Annotated in this window: 18 protein-coding genes; 13 read left to right on the top strand and 5 right to left on the bottom strand. The window is 69.4% G+C overall.

What is annotated here, in order from left to right:
- Positions 1-296: 296 nt before the first annotated feature.
- Genes AC5592_RS17415 through AC5592_RS17380 form a run of 8 tightly spaced genes read left to right on the top strand, consistent with a single transcriptional unit; the run spans position 297 to position 9401 of the window.
- Positions 297-1484, top strand: a complete 1188-nt coding sequence (locus AC5592_RS17415) for an acyl-CoA dehydrogenase family protein (RefSeq protein WP_051025392.1) — start codon at positions 297-299, stop codon at positions 1482-1484.
- Positions 1481-2632, top strand: coding sequence for an SDR family oxidoreductase (locus AC5592_RS17410; RefSeq protein ID WP_063064831.1), 1152 nt, complete (start codon positions 1481-1483; stop codon positions 2630-2632). Before AC5592_RS17415 ends, AC5592_RS17410 begins: the two co-directional genes overlap by 4 nt.
- Complete coding sequence (locus AC5592_RS17405; protein WP_063064830.1) at positions 2629-3627, top strand: NAD-dependent epimerase/dehydratase family protein; 999 nt, start codon at positions 2629-2631, stop codon at positions 3625-3627. The genes AC5592_RS17410 and AC5592_RS17405 overlap by 4 nt, the downstream gene beginning before the upstream one ends.
- Positions 3624-5096: a PEP-utilizing enzyme gene (locus AC5592_RS17400; RefSeq protein ID WP_063064829.1), complete on the top strand. Its 1473-nt coding sequence runs from the start codon at positions 3624-3626 to the stop codon at positions 5094-5096. Before AC5592_RS17405 ends, AC5592_RS17400 begins: the two co-directional genes overlap by 4 nt.
- Positions 5086-5397, top strand: coding sequence for an acyl carrier protein (locus tag AC5592_RS17395; protein ID WP_157163521.1), 312 nt, complete (start codon positions 5086-5088; stop codon positions 5395-5397). Before AC5592_RS17400 ends, AC5592_RS17395 begins: the two co-directional genes overlap by 11 nt.
- Entirely contained in the window at positions 5394-7115 is a 1722-nt protein-coding gene (locus AC5592_RS17390; protein ID WP_063064828.1) for an AMP-binding protein, read from the top strand. Before AC5592_RS17395 ends, AC5592_RS17390 begins: the two co-directional genes overlap by 4 nt.
- Entirely contained in the window at positions 7096-8844 is a 1749-nt protein-coding gene (locus AC5592_RS17385) for a PEP/pyruvate-binding domain-containing protein (RefSeq protein WP_063064827.1), read from the top strand. The genes AC5592_RS17390 and AC5592_RS17385 overlap by 20 nt, the downstream gene beginning before the upstream one ends.
- Positions 8841-9401 carry a hypothetical protein gene (locus AC5592_RS17380; protein ID WP_036500735.1) on the top strand — a complete coding sequence of 187 codons (561 nt, stop codon included), beginning with the start codon at positions 8841-8843 and terminating at the stop codon, positions 9399-9401. The genes AC5592_RS17385 and AC5592_RS17380 overlap by 4 nt, the downstream gene beginning before the upstream one ends.
- A 12-nt stretch (positions 9402-9413) precedes the next feature.
- Here the strand turns inward: AC5592_RS17380 and AC5592_RS17375 are convergent, their stop codons facing one another.
- Complete coding sequence (locus tag AC5592_RS17375; protein ID WP_063064826.1) at positions 9414-11633, bottom strand: winged helix-turn-helix domain-containing protein; 2220 nt, start codon at positions 11631-11633, stop codon at positions 9414-9416.
- Positions 11634-11948: 315 nt separating this feature from the next.
- On the opposite strand from AC5592_RS17375, the gene AC5592_RS17370 reads away from it, so the two are divergent.
- From AC5592_RS17370 to AC5592_RS17360, 3 genes are read left to right on the top strand one after another with little or no spacing between them, the layout of a single operon-like run.
- Positions 11949-12680 carry an ABC transporter ATP-binding protein gene (locus AC5592_RS17370; protein ID WP_036500732.1) on the top strand — a complete coding sequence of 244 codons (732 nt, stop codon included), beginning with the start codon at positions 11949-11951 and terminating at the stop codon, positions 12678-12680.
- Positions 12677-13462, top strand: a complete 786-nt coding sequence (locus tag AC5592_RS17365; protein ID WP_063064825.1) for an ABC transporter permease — start codon at positions 12677-12679, stop codon at positions 13460-13462. Before AC5592_RS17370 ends, AC5592_RS17365 begins: the two co-directional genes overlap by 4 nt.
- A gap of 17 nt (positions 13463-13479) precedes the next feature.
- Complete coding sequence (locus AC5592_RS17360) at positions 13480-14103, top strand: TetR/AcrR family transcriptional regulator (RefSeq protein WP_036500769.1); 624 nt, start codon at positions 13480-13482, stop codon at positions 14101-14103.
- 25 nt (positions 14104-14128) lie between these two features.
- Here AC5592_RS17360 and AC5592_RS17355 read toward each other — a convergent pair whose 3' ends face one another.
- The 3 genes from AC5592_RS17355 to AC5592_RS17345 are packed head-to-tail and all read right to left on the bottom strand — an operon-like array spanning position 14129 to position 17071.
- Entirely contained in the window at positions 14129-14350 is a 222-nt protein-coding gene (locus AC5592_RS17355) for a Trm112 family protein (protein ID WP_036500728.1), read from the bottom strand.
- 10 nt (positions 14351-14360) lie between these two features.
- A complete protein-coding gene (locus tag AC5592_RS17350; protein WP_306304669.1) occupies positions 14361-14852 on the bottom strand; it encodes a GtrA family protein in 492 nt (163 codons plus the stop codon).
- On the bottom strand, positions 14849-17071 hold the full coding sequence (locus AC5592_RS17345; protein ID WP_063064850.1) for a tol-pal system YbgF family protein: 2223 nt from the start codon (positions 17069-17071) through the stop codon (positions 14849-14851). Before AC5592_RS17345 ends, AC5592_RS17350 begins: the two co-directional genes overlap by 4 nt.
- Positions 17072-17467: 396 nt before the next feature.
- Between AC5592_RS17345 and AC5592_RS17340 the strand changes: the two genes are divergently transcribed.
- Both AC5592_RS17340 and rffA read left to right on the top strand, forming a co-directional pair.
- The gene (locus tag AC5592_RS17340; protein WP_083870730.1) at positions 17468-18490 is read left to right on the top strand and encodes a glycosyltransferase; all 1023 of its coding nucleotides are present in this window, start codon (positions 17468-17470) and stop codon (positions 18488-18490) included.
- Complete coding sequence (gene rffA / locus AC5592_RS17335) at positions 18480-19616, top strand: dTDP-4-amino-4,6-dideoxygalactose transaminase (protein WP_036500726.1); 1137 nt, start codon at positions 18480-18482, stop codon at positions 19614-19616. Before AC5592_RS17340 ends, rffA begins: the two co-directional genes overlap by 11 nt.
- Positions 19617-19703: 87 nt before the next feature.
- On the opposite strand, the gene AC5592_RS17330 is transcribed toward rffA, so the two are convergent.
- Positions 19704-22655: an AMP-binding protein gene (locus AC5592_RS17330; RefSeq protein ID WP_084506799.1), complete on the bottom strand. Its 2952-nt coding sequence runs from the start codon at positions 22653-22655 to the stop codon at positions 19704-19706.
- Positions 22656-22741 lie beyond the last annotated feature (86 nt).

Below are 22741 nucleotides of genomic sequence, written 5' to 3'. Positions count from 1 at the left end.
TAGTTCATCCAAAACCACTGTTGGACAGGCAGTTTCGAGACGATCTACGGGAGGGGCGGCGGCGACGAAGCCGACTCGTTGCGCACGACGGTGGCGCTCGGACAAGATTGGCACAGCACTCTCGCAAAAGTCAACGGATCCAATTGTTGACGGTTTCGAGGGAAATGTGTCACGCTGACTTCGCACTGTTCATGTGTGAATTCGACTCCCCATCCGCCGATACCGGAAAGGCTGCGCAGCCGCGGCCTCGAGGTGTGGGAAAAATTCGGCATTCGATCCGGAGGGAACGGATATCAATGACCCTCGAAACAGCACTACCCACGGCCGGCGATCTGGGCCGGATCGTGCAGGACGCCCTGGACTCGGTACAGGCCGACCCCACCCTCGTCCGGTTTCCGCGACAGCTGCTGGAATCCCTCGGCAAGGCCGGGGTACTGCGCAGCCGCTGGTCGGCGGCCGCGGCACCCGGCACCGACGCCGGCGACGTGGTCTTCGGCGTGCGCCTGGGCGCGGAGCTGTCGAGCCGGGCGCCGGCCGGAGTCGCCATCGGCGTATCCCTGCACACCGAAACCGTGCTCTCGCTGCTCCACCGCTTCGGCCACTCGGATTACCTTGTGGCACTGCGTGAACAGGCGTTGGACGGCACCGCGGTCGGCTGCATCGCCGCCAGCGAACCCACCGGCGGCAGCGACCTCTCGGCCGTCACCTGCCTGGCGACCCCGACCGAGCACGGCTGGTCGGTCACCGGTCGCAAGAAGTTCGTATCCCTGGGCGCGGTCGCGGATTTCGCCGTCGTGCTGTGCCGGATCGCGGCGGCCGACGGCCGGCCCACCGATCGCCACGCGACGATCGTGGTGCCGATGACCTCGGCCCGGATCCTTCGCGAGCACGACAAACTGGGCACCCACGCGCTCGATACCGTGGCCGTGGAATTCGACGGCGTCGAGGTGGATCGGCAGGCGACGCTGGGCCGGGCCGGTCTGGGCGTGCTCAATCTGAACTACGGATTGTCCTTCGAGCGGCTGGCGATCGCGGCCCAGGTCGCCGGCGGATGCGCGACGGCGATCAGCCTGGCGGTCGAACATGCCGGGCGCCGTACGCAATTCGGCAAGCGGCTGCGCGAGCATCAGTACATCGCCTTCCGGCTGGCCGAGCTGTCGGCCGAGGTCGAGGTGCTCTCGGGCGCGGTCGACACCCTCGCCCGCGACCTCATGGCCGGACCGCTCGACCGCACGCTGATCAGCCGGATCGCCGCGGTCAAACTGTGCGCGGCGCGGGCCGGTGAACGCTTGATCAGCGAAGCGATGCAGGTGTTCGGCGGCCCGGGCTACCTCCCGCGGGAAACGCCGTTCGGCCAGTTCTGGAACGACATCCGCGTGGCACGCATCGGCGCGGGAACCGACGAAATGATGCTGGCGATCATCACCGACTCCCTGCACGGCAATCCCGACCTCTACGACCGGCTGGTGAGCATCTCCTCATGACCCTCGCGACATCCGACACCACACCCGCCCGCCACCGCACCGCGCCGCGCCTGCTGATCGCCGGTATGACCGGACAGGTCGGGCGGGGCCTGGCCGAGGCACTGACCGACAACCCCGACCCCGCCGGCACGACGGCCGTCGTGCGCCGCCGTACGCGGGCCGACCTCGACCGCGCCGCCGTGCCGCAGCACCAGGTGATCGGCGACGTGGCCGAAAACCTGTGGGGCCTGGACTGTTCGGCGTTGCCCGAGGCCGACGTCGTGGTCGACCTCGCCGGCATCGTCGACTGGACGGCCGGGCAGGCGGCGCTGGACCGGATCAACTACCTCGGTGCGCTCAACGGTCTCGCGCTGGCCCGCGAGCTGAGCGATCGACTCGGCCGTGTCGTTCCGTACCTGTACGTGAGCACCGCGTACGTGGCAGGCACCGCCTCCGGCAATATCGCCGAGGATCTGCACCCCGCGCATCCGGACCGCACGCCCTACGAACTGAGCAAATGGTTCGCCGAACAGCATCTGATCCGCCGCGCCGCCGCCGACGGTCACCCGGTGCTGATCGCCCGCATCGGCGGCGTGATCGGCAGCTCCCGCACCCGATCGACCACGCGGTGGAGTTCGCTGTATCAACTCGTCACGCCGATGTCGTCGGGGCAGCTGCCGGTCCTGCCGGTGCGGCCGGAGGCCCGCGTGGACATCCTGCCGCGCGACGTGATCGGTGAGGGCCTGGTGCGGTTGCTCGACCACGGCGCCGCCACCGATTACGCGTCGTGGCGCGGCGGGGCGATCGTCCACCTGGTCGCCGGTGAGACCGCGCCGACACTGGCGGCACTGCTGACGGTGTTGCAGTCCAAGGACATCACCGGTCGCTACGACCCGCCGCGACTGCTCGTCACTCCCGACCGCGCGCTGCGGCTGGCGGAGAACCTGGCGTTGAAATACGCCCGCTGGAATCGGGAGATGGGCAACCGACTGTTCGGGCTCCGGTACGTCGCCATCGACCGGATCTTCGAACGCACCCGGTTGCGGGCCCTGACCGACGGCTGGGCGCCCACCTACTCGGTGGAGGACCTCATCGACGTGGCCTTCGACCTCGCCCCGCCGGTGCCCCCCGAGCCGCTGCCCGAACTCCCGCTGGGACGATTCGCATGAAAATACTCGTCGCCGGCGCCTCCGGCTATCTGGGAAGTACCGTCTCGAGGCTGCTCGACGCCGACGGCCACGAGGTCGTCGCACTGAGCCGCAGCGGCCGGACCCGCTACGGAACCGGCATCGCGGGCGATGTGAACTCGCCCGGATTCGGCTCGACCGACGAGGCCCTCGACGCCTTGACCGACATCGACGCGGTGGTCTGCGCATTCGGTTCGGTGGATATGGGTTCGGATCCGACGGGCGTGGTGAACCTGCACGTCAACGGCACGCGAAACGTCCTCGATCTCGCCGCGTCCATCGGATCGGTCCGCCGCGTCATGTACGTCTCGTCGATCCTCGCGCTCGGCCGCGCCGCCGGTCCGATCACCAATCGCGATCTCAGTCGTGGTCAAACCTTCCGCAACTGGTACGAATACGCCAAATACCGCGGGGAGCTGATCGCGCGCCGCGAACGCCGCGTTCCGGTGACCGTGCTCCGGCTGGGCACGCTGCTCGGGCCCGCCCCCGCCGAACTGATCCCCCGCCACGGTGGGCCGGTGTCGGTCCTTCCGCATCTGCTCAGCGGGTTACCGGTGACGCTGCACGACTGCGGCCGATATCCGGTCTACGCGGCCGACGTCGAGGTGGCCGCGCGAGTGGTGCGAGATATCACCGTCAGTGACGAACACCGCGGTGGCTGTACCTATTTCGATCCGGAGCGGCCGACGCTGGCCGACGTCCTCGAGCGCCTGTGCCGCCCGTGGCAGGTGGTACCGAAGATCGTCGACGCCACCGGACCCGCGTGGACGCGCCGCCTGCTGACCCGCCGCTTCGGGCTCGAGGAGGACGTCGTCGACTACGCCCGCCCGCTGTTCGATTTCGATCCGGGCATCTTCGACACCCTCCCGACCCCGGACATCGGGTCGGCGAGCGACTACATCGCCGAAACCGGAGTGGCACTGCGCAATTCGAGCCTGCCGAGCCGCAGCCTCGACGCCCTGGGAGCAGCACAATGAGCATTTCACACTGTCGTGTCGACACCTATCCCCATCCGGAGCTGCGGGTGTACTCGGCCGGGAATTTCGGGGAGATCGCACCGCAACGGCTGTCACCGATGTCCTGGTCGCTGGTCGGCAGGCCGATGGAATGGGGCACCCGGCGGTTCGTCCGCGACATCCTCGGCCCGCAGCGCTGGGCGACCGGCTCGGACTACGTATTCACCGGCTACTTCAATTGCCGTCCGTACCACAACCTCACGGCCTACTGCCGCATCGCCGACCAGGTGAATCTGCTGACCCCCGAGGACGTCACCGCCGCGTACTTCGAGGGCATCGATCCGCCCCGGCCCAGCTCCGGCCGCCGGCCGGGTCGCCTGCGCCGCAACGGCGCCACCGCGCGGATGCTGCGCGAGCTGGTCGAACTGCGGCCGCGCGTGATCGAACTGGAACAGGCGGTGTTCGACTTCGAACAGGACGTCGACGCCGTCCTCGCCGACGAAGCCGTCTGGCGCCTGGGCGAACTGGCGGCCCGCGGCGACGCACTGCTGGAGCGGGCCTGGCATCTGCACATCATCAGCACATCGGGGGCGGTCGCGGCGGAGGTGTTGCAGCGCACCGTGGTCGGCCGGCTCGCACGCGGCGGCAACCTGATCACCAACTGGCTCAAGGAACCCGCCGAATTGCCGTGGGGCCGCATCGGTCAGCTGGCACCCCTCGCCGACGGGCCCGCACGCTTCGTCCAGCACCCGTTCTACGAGATCGCCGACACCGACCTGCCTTGGTCCGACTATGTGATCCCACCCATGAACCACACCCCGGCCGCCACCCGGGAGGAGTCCGATCTGTCGCCGCGGGAGGCGCTGATCGGCATGTCCGGCGCGGCGCGCGGCCGGGCCATCGACGCCTCGGTGCTGTTCCTCGGCGACGTGATGGCCCTGCGGGAGCACAGTAAATCGCTGGCGATGCGGTTGCTGCACGCCCACCGGCGGTTCGTGCCCGTGATCGCCGCCCATCGGGGTGTGGCCGCCGCGGACTGGCCGTACCTCGCGATGCGCGAACTGCGCGACGCCCTCCCGGACCGCGCGGAGCTGGAGCGGCGCCGCACCGCCTGTGAGGACGCCCTCGCGGTGGCGATGCCGGATTATCTGGATCTGTCGCCGGGCGCGCCCGCACACCATCAGCCGCACCGCACCCCGCACGGGGCCGCGGCGGGCGTCTGCGACGGGATCGCCATCGGGCTCGGAGACATGCCCACCGAACGGGGGGCGGTGCTGGCCTGCGAGAGCGCCGACGCCAACGTCATTCCGATCCTGCCGTTCGTCGGCGCGGTGGTGACCGCCCGCGGCAGTCAGTACTCACACATCGCGATCATCTGCCGGGAACTCGGGATCCCGGCCGTGGTGTCACATCCGTTGGCCACCGAAATCAAACCGGGACAGCGGGTGTACGTGAACGGAGATACGGGAGAGGTGCGAATTGTCCACTGATAACCAGACTTTCGATCCGGTGGCCGATCCGGAGGCGGTGCTGACGGTCCTCGAGGACAAGATCGCGGTCGGCCGGCCCCGGCTGGACCTGCGCCTGACCGATTCGGTCCGCGACGACATCGACCTCGACTCGCTGTCGCTGATGGAGGCGCTGACCCGGGTCGAGGAGGAGTACGGCATCGAACTCATCGACCACGAGGACATCTACGGCGTCGAGACCGTCGGCGACCTGGTCGCGCTGATCCAGCGCACCTATCACGATCGGTACCCGAACGACCCCGCGTCCCGGGAGGCGCGGTGAGATCACTCGTCGACTGGATCACCGAACGCGACAACGACGGCACGGTCCGCTTCTACACCGGACACGAGTGGGAGAGCCTGGGCTACGACTCGATGGCCACCGAGGCCCTGAATGTGGCGGCCGCGCTGCGCGAACGCGGAATCGGGCGCGGCGACCGGGTGGCGCTGGTCCTGCCGACCTGCCCCGAATTTCCCCGATACTTCTTCGGCGTCATGGCAATCGGCGCGATACCCACCGTCGTCGCCCCGATCGGGCTGCCCGAGGGTGGCCGGGCCGGGCACCTGTCGCGGTTGCGCGCACTGGCCCCGGCGGCCGTGGTCGCCGGGCCGGAGACGCTCGCCGGCCTGACCGAGGCCGGAGCGGACCGACCCCGCCATCTCATCGATGCCGGGGAGCCGGTACCGGTGGCCGACAGGGTCGCCCTGTGCCCGGCCACCGACGACGAGACCGCGATCATCCAATTCACCTCGGGTTCCAGCAGTCTGCCGCGAGCGGTCCGGATCAGCGCACGCGCCGCCATCGCCCACGTGGAAATGCTGAAATCGGTATTCCACGACAGCACAGGGCATTCCACCCAGACCTTCGGATCCTGGCTGCCGTTGCATCACGACATGGGGCTGATCGGCACCTTCCTGTCACCGATCCTCTACTCCCAGGACGCGTGGCTGATGCGCCCGGAGCATTTCGTCCGGCGCCCGCTGACCTGGCTCGAGCTGTTCGGCCGCCACGGGGCGAACCATTCCGCCATACCGAATTTCGCGATCGAACGCATCGTGCGGCTGGTGGGGCCCAAGGCCCTGGCCGGCATGGACTTCTCCGAGTGGCGGTCGCTGATCGTGGGCTCGGATCGCATCAATTTCGCCGCGCTGCGCGGCTTCTACGAGCTGCTGGCGCCGTTCGGGCTGCCCGCCCGGACCGTCAAACCGGGATACGGGATGGCGGAGACCACGCTCGCGGTGTCGGTCTGCCCGCTGCCGGACGTGCCGACCGCGCTGGACATTGATCACCGGACCCTGTCCGATCAGGCCCAGGTCGAGGTGCTCGGGCAGCGGGACCTGCTCGATGCCGAGCCGGTGCCCGACGGCGCGACCTGCATCGTGTCGTGCGGGCGGGCCCTGCCGGGTGCGCACATCGAGGTCGTCGACTCCGATCGTGTCGTGCTGCCCGACGGCCAGGTCGGCGAGATCACCGTGGCCTCACCGGCATTGTTCAGCGGCTATCTCGACGAGGACGACACCGTACCCGTGGTGCATTACACCGGCGATCTGGGCTTCCGCTATCAGGAAGAGGTCTACGTACTGGGCCGGATGGGCAACGCGATCAAGGTGAACGGCACCTTCATCACCGCCGAGGACGTCGAACTCGCGCTCGCCGAACGGCTTCGGGTCCATCACGACAAGATCACCGTGGTGCTGCGTGATCTCGAGATGGCGGGTAAACCCTCGAGCCTGGTGGTCTTCCAGCAGCGGGTGCCCGCCGAGGCCGTCGAGACGACGCTGTCGGTACTGCGGCGGTCGGGGCTCGACGCGGCCACCGCGGCCCTGGTCACCATGGCGCCCTTGGCGATTCCGAGGACCACGAGCGGAAAACCGCGGCGCGTCGAGCTGTGGAACGATCTGGCGACCGGAATCAGCGCGGCCCGTCACCTGTTCGTCGGCGCCGCCTCGCCCCTGCTGCGCCTCACCCTGGGAGCCGGTCATGAGCCACCCGGGCATTGAGCGTTTCGAGACCCCGCAGATCTCGCGAGCCCTGTTCGGCGGCAAAGGATTCTTCCTCACCAAGTTGGCCGAGATGAATTATCCGGTACCGCCTTTCCGGATCCTGCCGGGTGAACGCCTGCGGCAGACCGGCGGCCCGCTCGACGAGATCGCGCAACTGGTCCGGGAATTGCGGAAGGAAGCGGCCGCGACCATGGCGGCCGACCGCGCCACCGTGGCCTTCGCCGTGCGATCGAGCGCGCCGGTGAGTATGCCCGGCATGATGGACACCCTGCTGTGTATCGGTCTGACACCGGAGAACGTGCCGGCCCTGGCCGAACGGCTCGGCGGGCAGGAATCCGCTTGGCGCGCAGTGGCTTCCGGTGCGCGTGCGCTGTGCGTGCACGTCGCGGGCGTGCCGGAGGCGGAACTGCCCACCGGAGCGCCCGAGCGGATCCATCCCGAGCTGATCGACATCTACGAACAGCGCACCGGGGCGCGATTCCCGGTCGAGCCCGCGGCGCAGGTGAAGGCGGCCGTGGATGCGGTGGCCGCCTCGTGGAACAACGGCCGGGCACGGGAATACCGTGCCGCACACGGTATTTCGGAATCCGACCGGCCGTCCGTGGTCGTGCAGGCGATGGCGTACGGGACCGCGGCCACCGCCAGCGGCAGCGGTGTCGTCTTCAGCCACGATCCCCTCACGGGGATGCGCGGACTGCACGGCGAATATCTGCCCGCGGCAACGGGGGAATCCCTGGTCGGCGGCACCGCGACACCGGCGAACATCGAGGTGCTCGCCGATTCCGCGCCGGGCGCCTACGGTGAACTCGCCGCCACGGTGGACGAACTGTTCTGCTGGTTGACGGTGATCGTCGAGGTCGAATTCGTCGTCGAATCCGGGAAGCTGTGGCTGGTGCAGGTGCGCCCGGCGGTGGCCGCCGAGCGGGTCCACAACACGGTCACCGTCGACGCGTGGCGTGCCGGGCTGCTGGATCGCCCGGCCGCCCTGCGACGGCTGCGGCCGGCAGCGCTGTTCGACCACGCGTCCCCGCATGCCGCCGCCGGCCACGCGCCGTTGCTCGCCCGCGGAATCGCCGCGTCGACCGGTGTGGCGTCGGGCCGGCTGGCCCGCGACACCGCGGCCGTGCTCGCCGCGGCCGGTGCGCCGACGGTGCTGCTCCGGCCGTCCACCGAGCCCGAGGACTTCGCGGGCATGCTGCACGCGACCGCCGTGGTGACCGAGGAAGGCGGATCCGGTTCGCACGCGGCGGTCGTGGCGCGCGAACTCGGAAAGCCGGCGGTGGTCGGTGCCCGGTTCGTCGATCCGGAGTGGCCGGCGCGGGCCGGCGGCGAACTGGTCACGGTCTGCGGGACCACGGGCCGGATCTGGCACGGGCTGGTTCCGGCGGTCGAGGGGCACCCGCCGCCGTGGCCGTCGGATCTGATCGGCGAACCACTGCGCACGACCGTGGTCGACTCACCCGACGACCTGCCGTCCGTGGAGACGGACGGCGGGGGCCGTGGTCTCGTCGTCACCGCCGACCCCGACCTCGCCCGCCGCGCGGCGGCCGGCTCACCGATCGCCTTCGTCTGCGGCGCCGGTCCGGCCGAGCGGCCGTGGCTGGCGGAGCTGCCCGACATCCCGTTGCGCTACGTCGTGGTGAACTCACCCGCGCAGCGGCGCTTCGTCTGCGCCCTGCTGGCGATCCGAGAAATCCTGTCCCCCAGATCGGAGACGCGACGATGACCACCGCCGACGATGCGCTCGTGGTGATACCCCGGCGCACCCGAGTCCTGCACACATTGCGGGTCGCCGGGTGGCTGGCCGCCGACCACTTCGGTGCGGACGCACCGCTGACCGACACGACATTGTTCACACAGGTCCCGACACCGCGCGGTGACATGATCAGGCTCACCCCGGCGGGAGAACACGCGGCCGAGGTGGAGCTCGGCGCCGTCTGCCGTCACCTGTCCCCTGCCGGGCGGGACCACATCGCCGCCCTGCTCGATCGGTTCGAACGGGCCGATCCGCGAATCAAGAACGCGGTGACGGCATTCCAGCGCGATCGCGGTCGGTCGACCGCGCGCGGCGTGCTCGAACTGCACGGCGAGGTCGCCGATCTGCTCACCGCGATCGGCGACGCCCTGCCGCTGTGGGACGACTACCCGGCACGGTTCGCGACCGTGGTGGCGCTCATCGAGTCCGGCGATCTCGACAGTGTCGCCTCGCCGTTGCGAGACAGCTACCACACGGTGTGGCATCTGCTCCATCGTGATCTGCGACTGGTGGCCGACTGCCGGTAGCCGGGCCGGCTACTACGGCGAGTCGGCGGCCACCGCGTGATCGTCGCCCTGCACGACCAGCGCGACGTGCAGGCGGGAGCGGCAATCCAGCTTCTGCATGATCTGGCGGATGTGGTTGACCACGGTCCATTCCGAGAGGTTCAGCCGCTTGGCGATCATGCGGTTGGTCATTCCGGTCGCCACCAACTCGGCGATCTCGCGCTGGCGGGCGGTCAGCACATCCAGCCGGGAGTCCGCCGGTTCGAGGGTGGCCGGTGCCGACCTCGAATAGGCGGCGGCATCGGCCACCGTCCAGTGGTTCACCTGCGCGGCGATCTCCCGAAACCGCTCCGGCCCCAGCATCGTTCGAAGGCGATGAACCGATCCGGGCACATCCTCCGGATCGAGCTGCGGAATGCTGTGCCGGGCGCGCAACCTCCGCGCTGCCAGCCACAATCGTGCCGAATGCTCGTGGTGCGCGGTCCCGGCCCGGTCGTAGACCCGGGCACAGCCTTCGATCGCGATCACGGCCGACACCACCTGGTCCGCGAGGTCCTCGTCCGCGAGCACTTCGCGGTAGACCGCCAGCGACCGGTCCGGTGCCGGTCCGCCGATCTGGCTGCGCGCCAGCGCATTCAGCGCCGACAGGCGAATCGATCCCGCGCCACGCCGGATCCGTGCCGCCACCTCGTCCCAGCCCTCGGGGCGAGCCGGAAGGCCGGCCAGGGCTTCGGTGATCCACATCCAGTCGGCGAACCGTTCCGACAGCCGGCCCGCGAATGGCGACGACAGCGTCAGGCAGTGCTGTGCCGATTCCGCGTCACCCAGGGCGCACAGCGCGGCGGCGAGCGGCACTCCGGTCCGCGCGGCCCGGAATTCGTCGCCGGCATCGCGGTAGGCCTGTCCCGCCGCGGTCAGCATGCGCATCGCCCGATGCAACCGGTCGGTGCGTAATGCCCACAGCCCCAGCAATTCCCGGCACAGCGCCGCCGACACCCCGGCGAGCGGCTCGGTGCGGGGCGCCAGCAGTCCGGACAGCACCGTCTCCAGCTCGCGCACCCGGCCGTGCTGCGACCACACCGGATCCAGCAGCGCGATCGTCTCGATCGCGCGTTCGGCCTGACCCACCGCGATCAGCTGATTGATCGTCGTGAGCAGGCTGTCCGGTGCCGCCCGCCGGTTCGTGCGCGGTTCGGCGTCGAGCACGCGCTCGGCGAACTCCGTGCGCAACCGGGCCGCTCGCGCGGGGTCGGCCGCGTCGACCCGGCGGCAGTAGCTGCGCACCGTGGCACCCACCCGGCAACTGCCGATATCCGTTCCGGATTCGACCCGGTGGATCAGTCCGCGCTCGAACAGCACATCGAGTGCCGCGGTGGTGCGACCGCGATCCAGCACACTCACCCGGTAGGCGAGCTCGATATCGAAGGGCGTCTCGAACAGTGACAGCCGCAGCAGCAGGTCGACCACATGCGCGTCGAGATCCCCGATCGTCCACTCGACCGCGTCGTGCATGGTCCGGTGCCGGGTCGGGGCCGAGCCCAGCGCCGGGGACTGCAGGTCCACACCCGCCTTGATCCGCCGCAGCGCACGCGCCGGGCCGACGCGCGCGATCTCGGCGGCGGCCAGCTCCAGCGCCAACGGGACACCGTCGAGTTCCCGCACGATCTCGTCGAGCACCAGGCGATCGGCCAGGGAGTGCATCCGCCGGTAGTGGCTGTCGATACTCGCCAGCAGCAATCGCGAGGCCGGCGAGGATCCCGGGTCGTAGTTCAGCAGACCGGTATCGACCGCCAGCGGCCGCACCAGGACCACGTACTCCTGCGGTAGGCGCAGCGCCTCGCGGCTGGTCACCACGATCCGCACCTGCGGACACCGGTCGAGCAACTGTCCCACGTGGGGCGCCAGTTCCCGGGCGACCGGATCGCAGTTGTCCAGCAGGACGATTCGCGCCTCGGCGCCGATCACCGCCGCGAGCTCGGAGAACACGGACGCCACCTGCCGCGGCTCGACCGTCACGGTACCGGGCGCGGCGTCCAGGAATCCGATCAGCCGGTCGCGAAATTCGCTGTACCACAGCACTTCTCGTGCCAATCGTGACTTTCCGACGCCGGCGCGGCCGGTCAGGGTCAGCAATCGGATCGACTGCTCACCGAGGAGCCTGCGGAGGGTGTCGACGTCGTCGCCACGCCCGACGAAGGCGGGGCCGGACGGTGCGGCAGAGCCGGGTGGGGAAAGCGGGTGTTCGTGCCTCATGCGCCAATCACTTTCACACTGCGCCCCGATGGCGATCGAGAGAATCGATCAGGCCGTGCCGCGCTGCACCATTCGTCGCGCGAATCCAACTCCCCGAATGTCGACGAATACGACGTGATCCCGGATAACGATACCAACCCGAGGCCGCTCACGAGCGGTATCGAACCGGTCACGATCATCTGCCCGGACCGTGATCGACGTATCCGGTCCACCGCGGGGCTTGCGCCGCGCCCACCCCGGGGGCAGAATTCAACACACAATGAATTCAACGCTCGGTGAATAATCTCGCCGGTCGTGCGAGCTGAGAGGTGGACCGTGGCGAACTCCGATTCGTCCCCGGCGATCACCGTCGAGCACCTGCGGGTGCGGCGCGGGGGACATGAAGTGCTGCACGATATTTCGCTGACCGTCCCGGCGGGCAGCATCACCGGTCTGCTCGGCCCCTCCGGCTGCGGTAAGACCACACTGATGCGCAGCATCGTCGGCACCCAGCTGATCCAGGCCGGCAGTGTGCGGGTACTCGGCGAGGAGGCCGGCAACCGCGGTCTGCGGTCCCGTATCGGATACGTCACGCAGGCGCCGAGCATCTACGACGACCTCAGCGTGGTGGAGAACGTCTCCTACTTCGCGGCGCTCTACGGCCGCGACACCAAGGCGGTGCACGCGGCGATCGACCAGGTCGGTATGACCCCGCACAGCCGGCATCGGGGCAATCAACTCTCCGGCGGACAGCGGACCCGGGTATCGCTGGCGTGTGCGCTGGTCGCCGATCCGGAACTGCTGGTCCTCGACGAGCCGACCGTGGGGCTGGATCCGGTGCTGCGGGCCGAGCTGTGGAAGCAGTTCCACGAACTCGCCGGTCAGGGCCGCACACTCGTGGTGTCGAGTCATGTCATGGACGAGGCCGAGCACTGCGACCAGCTACTGCTCATGCGCGACGGCCACCTCCTGGCCCAGCTCACCCCCGACAAACTGCGCGCCGACACCGGCGAAACCAGTTTGGAGAACGCATTTCTCGCCCTCATCACGATGGGACAGCCGCGATGACAACGACATTCGCCCCGCCGTCACGCCGGCCGCTGCGCTGCTACACCGCGACCTCGACGCGCATCCTGCGTCAGCTACGCGCGGACCGGCGCACCGTCGCCATGCTGCTGCTGGTGCCGACACTGCTCATGACACTGCTGTATTTCGTCTATCACGAGACGCCGACGATGCCCGGCGTGCCGTCGCTGTTCGACCGCGTCGGGATCAGCATGCTGGGCATCCTGCCCTTCATCGTGATGTTCCTGATCACCGCGATCGCCATGCAGCGCGAGCGGACCTCGGGCACGCTGGAACGGCTGATGACGACGCCGTTGTCGAAGCTGGATCTGCTGGGCGGGTACGGCACCGCGTTCTCCGTCGCCGCGGCGGCGCAGGCGGGCCTGGCGTGTCTGATCTCCTTCTGGTTACTGGGATTACAGGCCGCCGGCAGCGCCTGGCTCGTGCTGCTGATCGCCGTGGTCGACGCGGTGCTGGGCGTGGCGCTGGGGCTGCTGGCCAGCGCCTTCGCGCGCACCGAATTCCAGGCCGTGCAGTTCATGCCGCTGGTGGTGGGCCCGCAGTTCTTCCTCTGCGGCCTGCTGGTCCCGCGCGATCAACTGCCACGCTGGCTGGAGATCATCAGCGACGTGCTGCCGCTCAGCTATGCGGTCGACGCGCTGCAGGAGGTCTCCCGGCACCCGGGCGCGACCGCCGCGATGTGGCGAGATCTGGGCATCGTCGCCGCATTCGCCGCTGTCGCACTGGCTTTGGGCGCCGCCACCCTCCGCCGGCGCACGGCATGAGCGGTCGGGCGCACGACGTGAGCGATGTGACCGATCGGGTGGGCGGGCGCAGCGGGCGGCGAGCCGGCGAATCGGGTACGCGGGAGGCGATTCTGGACGCGGCGCGCACCCGCTTCGCCGAAGTCGGATTCGACAAGGCGTCGATCCGCTCGATAGCGGGCGCGGCGGGAGTCGATCCCGCACTGGTGCATCACTACTTCGGCACCAAACAGCAATTGTTCTCCGCCACACTGAATCTGCCGATCGATCCGGAGATGATCCGCGGGCCGATCCGGGCCGCCGAACTCGACCGGCTGGGCGAGACCGTGGTCCGGACCGTGGTCGGCGCGTGGGATTCCTCGGTGGGCGAGCACGCGGTCGCGGCCTTCCGGGGCATCCTCGCGGGCGGGGACGCCGCGCTCGCGCGCAGCTTCCTGCTCGAGGTCGCGCTGAAAGACGTTCGGGAGAAGGTGGATTCGCCGCCGGGCACCGGCACCACGCGGGTGGTCCTCGCCGTGTCGCAGATGGTCGGGCTGCTGGTCGCGCGCATGATTCTGCAGGTCGAACCCGTGGCGTCGATGCCGCTGGAGGAGCTGGCCGCGACAGTCGGGCCGACGATCCAGCGTTATCTGACGGGCGAATTGCCCGTCGCCGGCGGCTAGCCCGCACACCGCCGGGCCGGCGGACTCAGCCCTGCGCGGTGAAGGCTTCGTGCTCGGCGTCGCCGACCGCACGGGCCTCGTCGACCAGCAGCACCGGGATACCGTTGTCGACCGGGTAGGCGCGGCGCAGGCGCGGGTTGTAGAGCACGCTGTTGCCGTCCGCGTCGCGGACCAGCGACAACGGCCCCTTGTCCTCCGGACAGGCCAGCAGGCTCAACAACGTCGGGTCCAGGGTTTGCTCCGCCATATCCGACAACCTACCCGCCCGCCCGATCCGTGGGCCGCGCCGCCCGCCGGAACGAGATGTGCCGATGCCCGAAGAAGCTGAGCACCGCCACCAGACCCATCACCACGACCGTCGCGGGAGTCTCCGGCAGGTCGAACACCCCGACCGCCAGCTGCACACCGGCCATGTTCAATATCAGTCCGCCCGAGTTCACGGCGACGAATCGCACGAAGTCGGCGACCACGTGACCGCGCACCCGGAACACCAGGGTGCGATGGGCGAAGAAGGCGAACACGATGCTGATCGAGTAGGCCAGCGCCACCGCCACCGCGGGCGGCCAGCCGCCGGGCAGCAGCTTCAGCCACATCACCGTCAGCACCATGCCCAGCAGCGTGTTGGCCGCGCCGACCGCGGCGAAGGCGATCTCCTGGCGGCGGATCAGTCGCAGCAGCAGACCCGGCGGCGGGGTGTCGGGTTCCCCCGCCACCCGCGCCGCGGCCGCTCCGTCCGCACCGACGCTCACGACACCACGTCCGCGGCTTCCTGCTTCACCGGTTCGCCGGATTCGCCGGGACGCCGCCGGGAACGCAGGTACAGCCACTGCATCACCGCCAGCAGCACCAGGCCGCCGGCCGCGGCGGCGACACCGAGACGCCACCCCGGCGGCTCCCAGGAGACCTCCAGCGTGGCATCGCGGGTTCCCGCCGGAATATCCACGGCGACAATCGATTTCGCGACCTCACGAATCGGCAGCTCATGTCCGTCGAGGGTGGCGCGATAGCCGGGCCAGTTCAGCCGCGCGAGGACCACACGCCCGCCGTCGGATGAGCTCACACGTACCCGGCTGGTGCGGTCGGTTTCCGACAGCGAGCTCGCCTGCACGTGGTGGGCGTCGGCGATGCGGCCGTTCTGCGTGGAAACCAGGCCCTGCTCACGCTCGAGCACCCAGATGTAGCGTTCGTGGCCCGGATGGTCGACCCACTTCCAGCCCGGCGGGGCGGGCTGATTGCCCAGCTCCGGGTACATGGCCCGCTGCAGGACGACCCGGTCGAGTTTCATCAAATCCACCGGGGCGACCCCGGTGGACGGCTCGGGGGTGAACAGCCGCCGGAACGAGTCCGGACAGACGCTGGAATCCCAGCGCATGCACAGCATCTCGCCGAACCAGTAGTGCCCGTTGGGTGTGTAGCCGTTGACGTAGTTGCGATGCACGTCCTTGGCGAAGTTGCCGAACACCAGCGATCCGTAGGCGCCCTGCAGGCTCTTGTCCTGCGGCTGCAGCAGCCCGCGGTCGCCGAGCTGGATGGTGACGCCGTCGAAGGCCGGGAAGGCCGCCTCCGCCTCGGAGCGGTGCACGGGCAGATTCCAGCCCATCGGCGTCGGCTGCACCAGATACACCTGCAGGTACGCGATCGGGAGCATGGCGACGACGGTCGCCAGCGCGGCCGCCCCGCTTCCGCGCTTCGCCCACAACCACACCACGCCGGCGCCGATCGCAGCGACCGCGAGCGCGGAGAGCACATGCCACCAGATGTGGTGCGGGTCGGCGGAAAACGTTCGCACCCAGAGCAATCCGATCAGCACCGCCGCCGCCACCGCGCGCGGGCGCCAGTCGCGCACCGTGCCGAACCGGCCGAGCAGCACGCAGACCAGGATCAGCAGGCCGACCGCCACCATCGGCAGCACTCGCGCCGGCCAGCGCAGCGGGCCGACCGTCCCCGGCCCCGCCGTCCACATCAGGAACATGATCGCGAACAGCGCCACCGAGATCAGTTCCCGCCACACCTGGCGCGCGCGATTCCAGTCGACGAATGCCAGCGCCGGAATCAGGAACCACGCGATATAGGTGACCGGCAGCGGCTGCACATATCCCCACCACGAGGTGAACGCCGGCATCGCCGACGGCAGGCTGGCGTTCAGCGATTCCGACCACGGCACCGTCAGGAACCGGTCGTTGTTGATCTGGGAGTTTCCCCGCCAGCTCACCGTCGCGGACAGCATGCTCGGCAGATACGTCATCAAACCGGCCATACCGGCCGCGGCGGCGACCACCGCCACCCGCAGCACCGGCCGCCAGGCGCGTTGGACGACGAACTCTCCCACCGCGACGGCCACCAGCATCAGCGCCGCCTCGACGGCCGGAAAGACGTATTCGACCGAAATCGCCAGATACAGGAAGACGAACAACGGAATCGGCCCGTAACCGCGGGTGCCGCCGTAGCGCGACCGGTCACCGGCCGGGCCGCGGGCATAGCGCACGGCACTGGCCCAGGCGTGCAGCATCCAGGCGGTGCCGGTCAACGCGGTGACCCAGCTGGCCTCGTCGAAGAACAGGAACCAGCCCGAGAGCGGAAACGCGATGCCCGCCACGGCAGCCCACGACGCGCGACTACCGTAGACCAGGCAGACCCGGTACACGCCGAGTGCGGCGATGATCGAGAAGATCAGTTTGACGACCGTCGCCAGCAGCGCGAGATTGTCCACCGACGGTGCGATCAGATCGATCAGCAGCTGCGGCGGATTGAACAGGCCCGCCTCTTCCATCGTGTAGTTCCCGGTCATCCACTGTTCGGGCACCATCAGCGGCAGATGGCCCTCGCGCAGATGCCGGCCGAGCATCACCCACAGCGGGGTGTACTGGGATTCGGTGTCGTCGGTGTAGAAATGCCGCGCATTGGCGAGCAGCACCGCGATATAACCGGCGATTACCCCGAGTGCGGTGATCGCTCCCCATCGGAACACGATCCGCCGCGGATGCCCCGCGCCACTCTGCTCGGGCCGGGGAGCGGCAGACCGCCCATCATCGACGGCGTCATCGCGCCGATCCTCCCCGGGCTCCGCGAGCGCCGTCGTCGACACTGCACTTTCCACCACGATTGACAGACCCTACCCGCCCGCGTGCTCGCGGGCACCGCACCCGCAACCGCCGCCCGCTCGCGGAGCCGAAGCCGGTGACCAGCAGCGTGTTAGAGTTCACCCCGATTCGGGCTCTGGATACAGCCGAGGAGTTCCGGTGCGCACCGTCATCGAAAGTCGAACCAGCTGATGCCGATTCCGTCCGCAACCGCACGACCCCCTGCCGCCGGGCAGGCTCCGACACCGGATGTTCACCTCCCGGTCACCGGCGGCGGCGAGCGGGTGCATGCGGTCTCGGTGGTGATCCCGGTGTATCGCGGGGAGCAGACCATCGCCGGGCTGGTCGCCGAACTGCACGAATTGTCGCAGTCCTCGGTGACGCCGGAGGGCAACCGTTTCGCGGTGGAGGAGATCGTGCTGGTCCACGACCACGGCCCCGACCGTTCCGACGTCGTGCTGCAGCGGCTGACCACCGAATATCCGCAGGTACGGGTCATCTGGCTGAGTCGCAACTTCGGTCAGGACGCGGCCACCATCGCCGGGATGGCCGCCGCGCGCGGCGAGTGGATCGTCACGATGGACGAGGACGGACAGCACGATCCGGGATTCATCGGCGCCTTCCTCGACACCGCGCTCGCCCAGCGCGCGGATCTGGTCTATTCGAAGCCGACCAACACCCGCCCGCACGGCTTACTGCGCAACCTCACCTCACGCGGCGCCAAGGTGGTGCTGGCGACGGTCTTCGCTTTCCCCGATTCCACCCGCTTCGAAAGTTACCGGCTGATCCGCGGCGACATCGGTCGCCAGCTGGCCGAGGTCGCCTCCAACGGGGTGTATCTGGACGTGGCGCTGACCTGGGTGGTGGACAACACCGCGCAGGCGCCGGTGGTACTGCGCGCGGAGGGCCGTGAAGAGTCCGGTTACAACTACCGCCGGCTGTTCTCGCTGTTCTGGAAGATGGTGCTGTGCAGCGGAACTCGCGGCCTGCGCCTGGTGAGCATGCTGGGCGTGACCCTGGCCGCCGGTGGTGCCGTGATGGCCGCGGTGGTTATCTGGAACGCCCTGTTCGGCAGCGGTCACGACCCCGAGGGCTGGGCCTCGATCATCGTGGTGCTGCTGCTGGTCTCGGGCGCGATCCTGTTCTCACTCGGCCTGATCGCGGAGTATCTGGGTGTGGCGTTGCACGTGCTGGTGGGCAAACCGCTGTATCTGACGGTAGATTCGCCGACACCGCGTCCGCACGCCGAGGCGCGGGTTCCGACCACGGCCGCAGCAATCGGGGGACACGATCCGGGTGAGCACTGACCGCATCCTCTTCAGCCGGCCCTACCGCGCCCAGGCCGAGCTGACGAATCTGGCCGCCGTCCTGGCCTCCGACCACAGCCACGGCGACGGGCCGTTCACCGCGGCGGCGACGGCGAAATTGCGCGCCATCACCGGCGCTCCGCACGCCCTGCTGACGACCTCGTGCACCCACGCGCTGGAGATGGCCGGGCTGCTGCTCGAACTGGGTCCCGACGACGAGGTGATCGTCCCCAGCTTCGCCTTCACCTCCACCGCCACCGCGGTCGCGATGCGCGGGGCAACCTGCGTCTTCGCCGATATCGACGAGCGCGGCAACCTCGATCCGGAGTCGGTGGCCGCGGCGGTCACCGAACGCACCAAGGCGATCGTGGTCATCCACTACGGCGGCGTCGGCGCCGATATGGACCGGCTGCTCGAGATCTCCGAGGCGCACGGCCTGGCCATCGTCGAGGACACCGCGCACGGCCTCGGCGGCCGGTGGCGCGGCCGGCCCCTGGGCACGATCGGCACCGTGGGCGCACTCAGCTTCCACGACACCAAGAACGTGCACTGCGGTGAGGGCGGGGCCATCCTGCTCACCGACGAGATCCTCATGGGACGCGCCGAGATCATCCGCGAGAAGGGCACCGACCGGGCCCGGTTCCTGCGCGGGGCGGTCGACAAGTACTCCTGGCAGGACATCGGATCGAGTTATCTTCCCAGTGAGTTGAATGCCGCGGTGCTCGATGCGCAGCTGGCCGAATTCGACCGGATCCAGGCCGGGCGCCTGCGGGTGTGGAACGCCTACGCCGCCGCATTGCCGGACTGGGCCACGCGTAACGACGTACGGCTGATGCAGGTCCCGGACGATCGCGAGCACACCGCGCATCTGTACTACCTGCGCACCCCGACCGAGGACGCCCGCGACGCGTTGATCGGTTACCTTCGCGAACAAGGCATTTCGGCCCCGTTCCACTACGTGCCGCTGCACTCCAGCCCGGCCGGGCAGAAACTCGGCCGCACCACGGTCCCCTGCCCGCGCACCGACGACTTCTCGGCGACCCTGCTGCGGCTGCCGCTGTGGCCGGATCTGAGCGATCAGCAGGTCGCGCGAGTGATCGAGACGGTCACCGCGTTCACCGTGTGAGCGGGCGCGGGGACCCTCGCGAGAACGGTGCCGGACCGGCCGAACCGGGCGTCGCATCCGCCCGGTTCCGCCGCAATCTCCTGGCCCCTACCCCAGCAGAGCGGCCGCGACCTCGGGGGTGAGCACCTCGTAGCCTTCCGCTTCCCGGTTGTAGTACCAGGTGTTGTCGTTCGGTTCGAGGCGAAGCGCCGACCGCACCGCGTGGGTGGCGGGACGGAAGCTGGAGCTGCGCGGTATCTCGTCCACCACCTGCACGACATCGGGTCGCTGGGCGGGGTCGAGGGCGCGCAGTCCCTCGGTGACGTCGGCGGGTTCCAGGCGGTGGCCCGCGCGCACGCTCACCACGGCGACCGCGAGCGTGGTGCTCGGGGTGCGGAGGCCGAACGCGACCTCCATGTCGATGGCCGCGATGTCGTTGAGCGCGTCCACGATCGGCTGGGTGTAGACCGGCCCGCGCGCGGTCGCGATGACGGTGTCGCGGCGGTCCATCAGCCAGTAGTCGCCGTCGCTGTCGCGGCGGAACAGATTCTCCGTCGGCATCCAGGCGTCACCGGCGCTGAAGACGCCGCGCAGGCCGCCACGGGAGATGTCGACGGTGTCGGCCGCCCGCCCGATCAGCAGGCCCACCTCGTTGTCCGCGGCGCGACGGGCGAAACCCCTTGTGTCGGTGACGATCTGCTCGGCGATCGGATCGTAGGAGATCAGTTCCACCTTCGCCGTGCCCGGCACCGGGCGGCCCTTGCAGCCGATCTTCACGCCCGCCACGTTCGCGAGCACCACATCCCCCTCGATGGAGGCGTAGAACTCCAGCACCCGCGCGGGGGCGAACCGTTCCGTGGTGCGCCGCCACAGACCGGCCGGCATACCGGAGCCGATGAACAGCCGGATCGGATGCGAATGGCCGGCGGGGAAGGTGTCGACGTCGAGGATGTCACGCAGCATGGTCCAGGTGTAGGTGACCACGGTGACCCCGTAGCGGTGCACCTCGGCGGCGAAGCTGGGCGGATCCAGCGACCGGGCCAGCGCGATCCGGCTGCCACCCGCCACCGCGCCGCCCAAACTGACCAGCAGTCCCGACGAATGATGCAGCGGCGCAAGGCAATACACCGTATCGCGGCGGTCGAGGTCGGCTGCCGAGGCGGTGCCGAAGGCCGACAGCGCCCACCGATGGTTGGTGATGTATTTCAGGTCGAGTTTGTCGCCGGTACCGGTGACCAGGATGAACGCCAGCTCGCGCGCCACCCCCGGATCGGGGCGGAACCAGCCCGGCAGGGCCACCGCCGCCGGGTCGACCTGCTCCAGGTCGACCACATCGGCGCCGTCCGGGATGTCGAGCGTGCGGGCATTGCCGCCACCGAGCACCAGGACCCGGGTTCCGGCGGCGGCCGCGGCCTCCAGATTCTCCGGGTCGGCCACGATCACCGTGGTTCCGGTCGATTCGACCGCCCGCGCGGTATCGCCGCCCGGCGCCAGCAGCACCGCCACCGCCCCGATCCGCGAGAGCGCCGCGACCGAGGCCAGCGCACTCGGCCGGGTTTCCATCAGCACCCCGACGCGGGTGCCGGGGCGCACGCCGGCCGAGATCAGCCCGCGCACCACATTGTCGATGCGGGCGCCGACCGCGGCGTGGGTGTGCACCCGGTCGTCGAAGAGGAACAGCTCACGCATCGGCGCGCTGCGCTGTTGTTCGGCGAGCAGGCGGCCCAGCGAGATCCGGGTGTGCGGCTGGATCATGCCGAGCCGGGTCAGCCGGGGCAGCGCCCGGGCGGCCTCCCCCGTCAGCTCCTTCGATCCGCGCAGCGCGTTTCCGGCCAGGCTGCCGAACGCCGCGCCGATTCCGGCGCCGGCTTCTGCCAGGGTGGCCGCGGTGTGCACGACGCGAGTGGCGGCGGTGGACTGGCGGTCGGTGGCGACGTGCTCGTGCATGGGCGCGATCTGTTCGGGCAGTTCGGCGTGCCCGCCCAGCCAGTTCACCCAATCGCGCACCAGCGGCCAGGTCTGGTTGGTGGCGGTACTGCCCGCCACGAGGCCGAAATGCCCGGCGACCAGGGTGGCCTCGTAGACCTCGGCGTTCGGCGCCGCGCGCACGATACCGCGCACCGCCGCCGGCTGGCCGATGTCGTCGACCTCCCCGACGAAGGCGAGGATGGGGCATTTCACCTCGGCCAGCGAGATCGGCTGATCACGAATGACGAAGCCGCCGGACATCATCCGGTTGTGTGCGACGAACTGCTTGAGCAGATCGGCGGCCGCCGGTCCGGAATAGCCCACCCAGCCGTCGTGTTCGAGGAAGCGGCGCTGACGTTCCTTGGGCAGCAACGCCTCTCGGTCGTGCAGCTGGCGCAGGAAGTCGATCCGGGCCTTCGCCGTCTTCACCGGATCGAGCAACTGGAAGCCGACGCGCACCATGGCATCGGTGATCGGCAGCCGGGTCAGGACGTGGTCGGCGACGAAATCGGCGACCTCCGACACCAGCCCGTAGGGCAGCCCGAACGGCAGTCCCGCCACGATGTCGACCGGGCTGCCGAAGGTGACGATGCTCTGCACGCCCTTGCCGTAGCGGAACGCTGTGGCCTGATAGGCGAACATGCCACCCTGCGAGTACCCCATCAGGTGCACGCCACGGCCGGTCAGTTCGTTGACGGTGTCGATCGCGCTCGACAGGGCGAGGACATGGTCGGCCAGATCGCGCTGCCAGCCGCCCTCCTCGGTGGCCGGTGAGCCGAAATCAATTACCCAGCAATCGATTCCGGCGCGATGCAGGATGCCGACGGCGCCGCCCTCGGCGTTGACGTCGTAGATGTCGGCATTGACCATCAGCGGCGGCACCAGCAGCGCGACGGGCCGGTCCGCGGCCGGATCGTCGGGGAAGTAGTGGCGCAGCCGGTACATCCGCTTACGCTCGGTGACCTCGAAAGGCGAGGACTCCACATCGTGGGCGAGGCCGCCGAAACGGATGACCTCGAGACCGTTCTGCGCGGTCGCCATCAACCGCCGCGCCGGCCCCGTCAGGGTTCTCGTATCGAATTTCACAACCACTCCCAGCCCTTGTGCCCTGCGCTCACACCTTCACGCCCCCTGCGTGCGGGTCGAGCCTGCCACATCGACAGCCTACTGCGGCCCCG

Source organism: Nocardia violaceofusca NBRC 14427, from assembly GCF_963869435.1.
GTDB lineage: Bacteria > Actinomycetota > Actinomycetes > Mycobacteriales > Mycobacteriaceae > Nocardia > Nocardia aobensis.
Note: the sequence above shows the minus strand (reverse complement) of the source record. Positions and strands in the feature narration are given on the sequence as shown.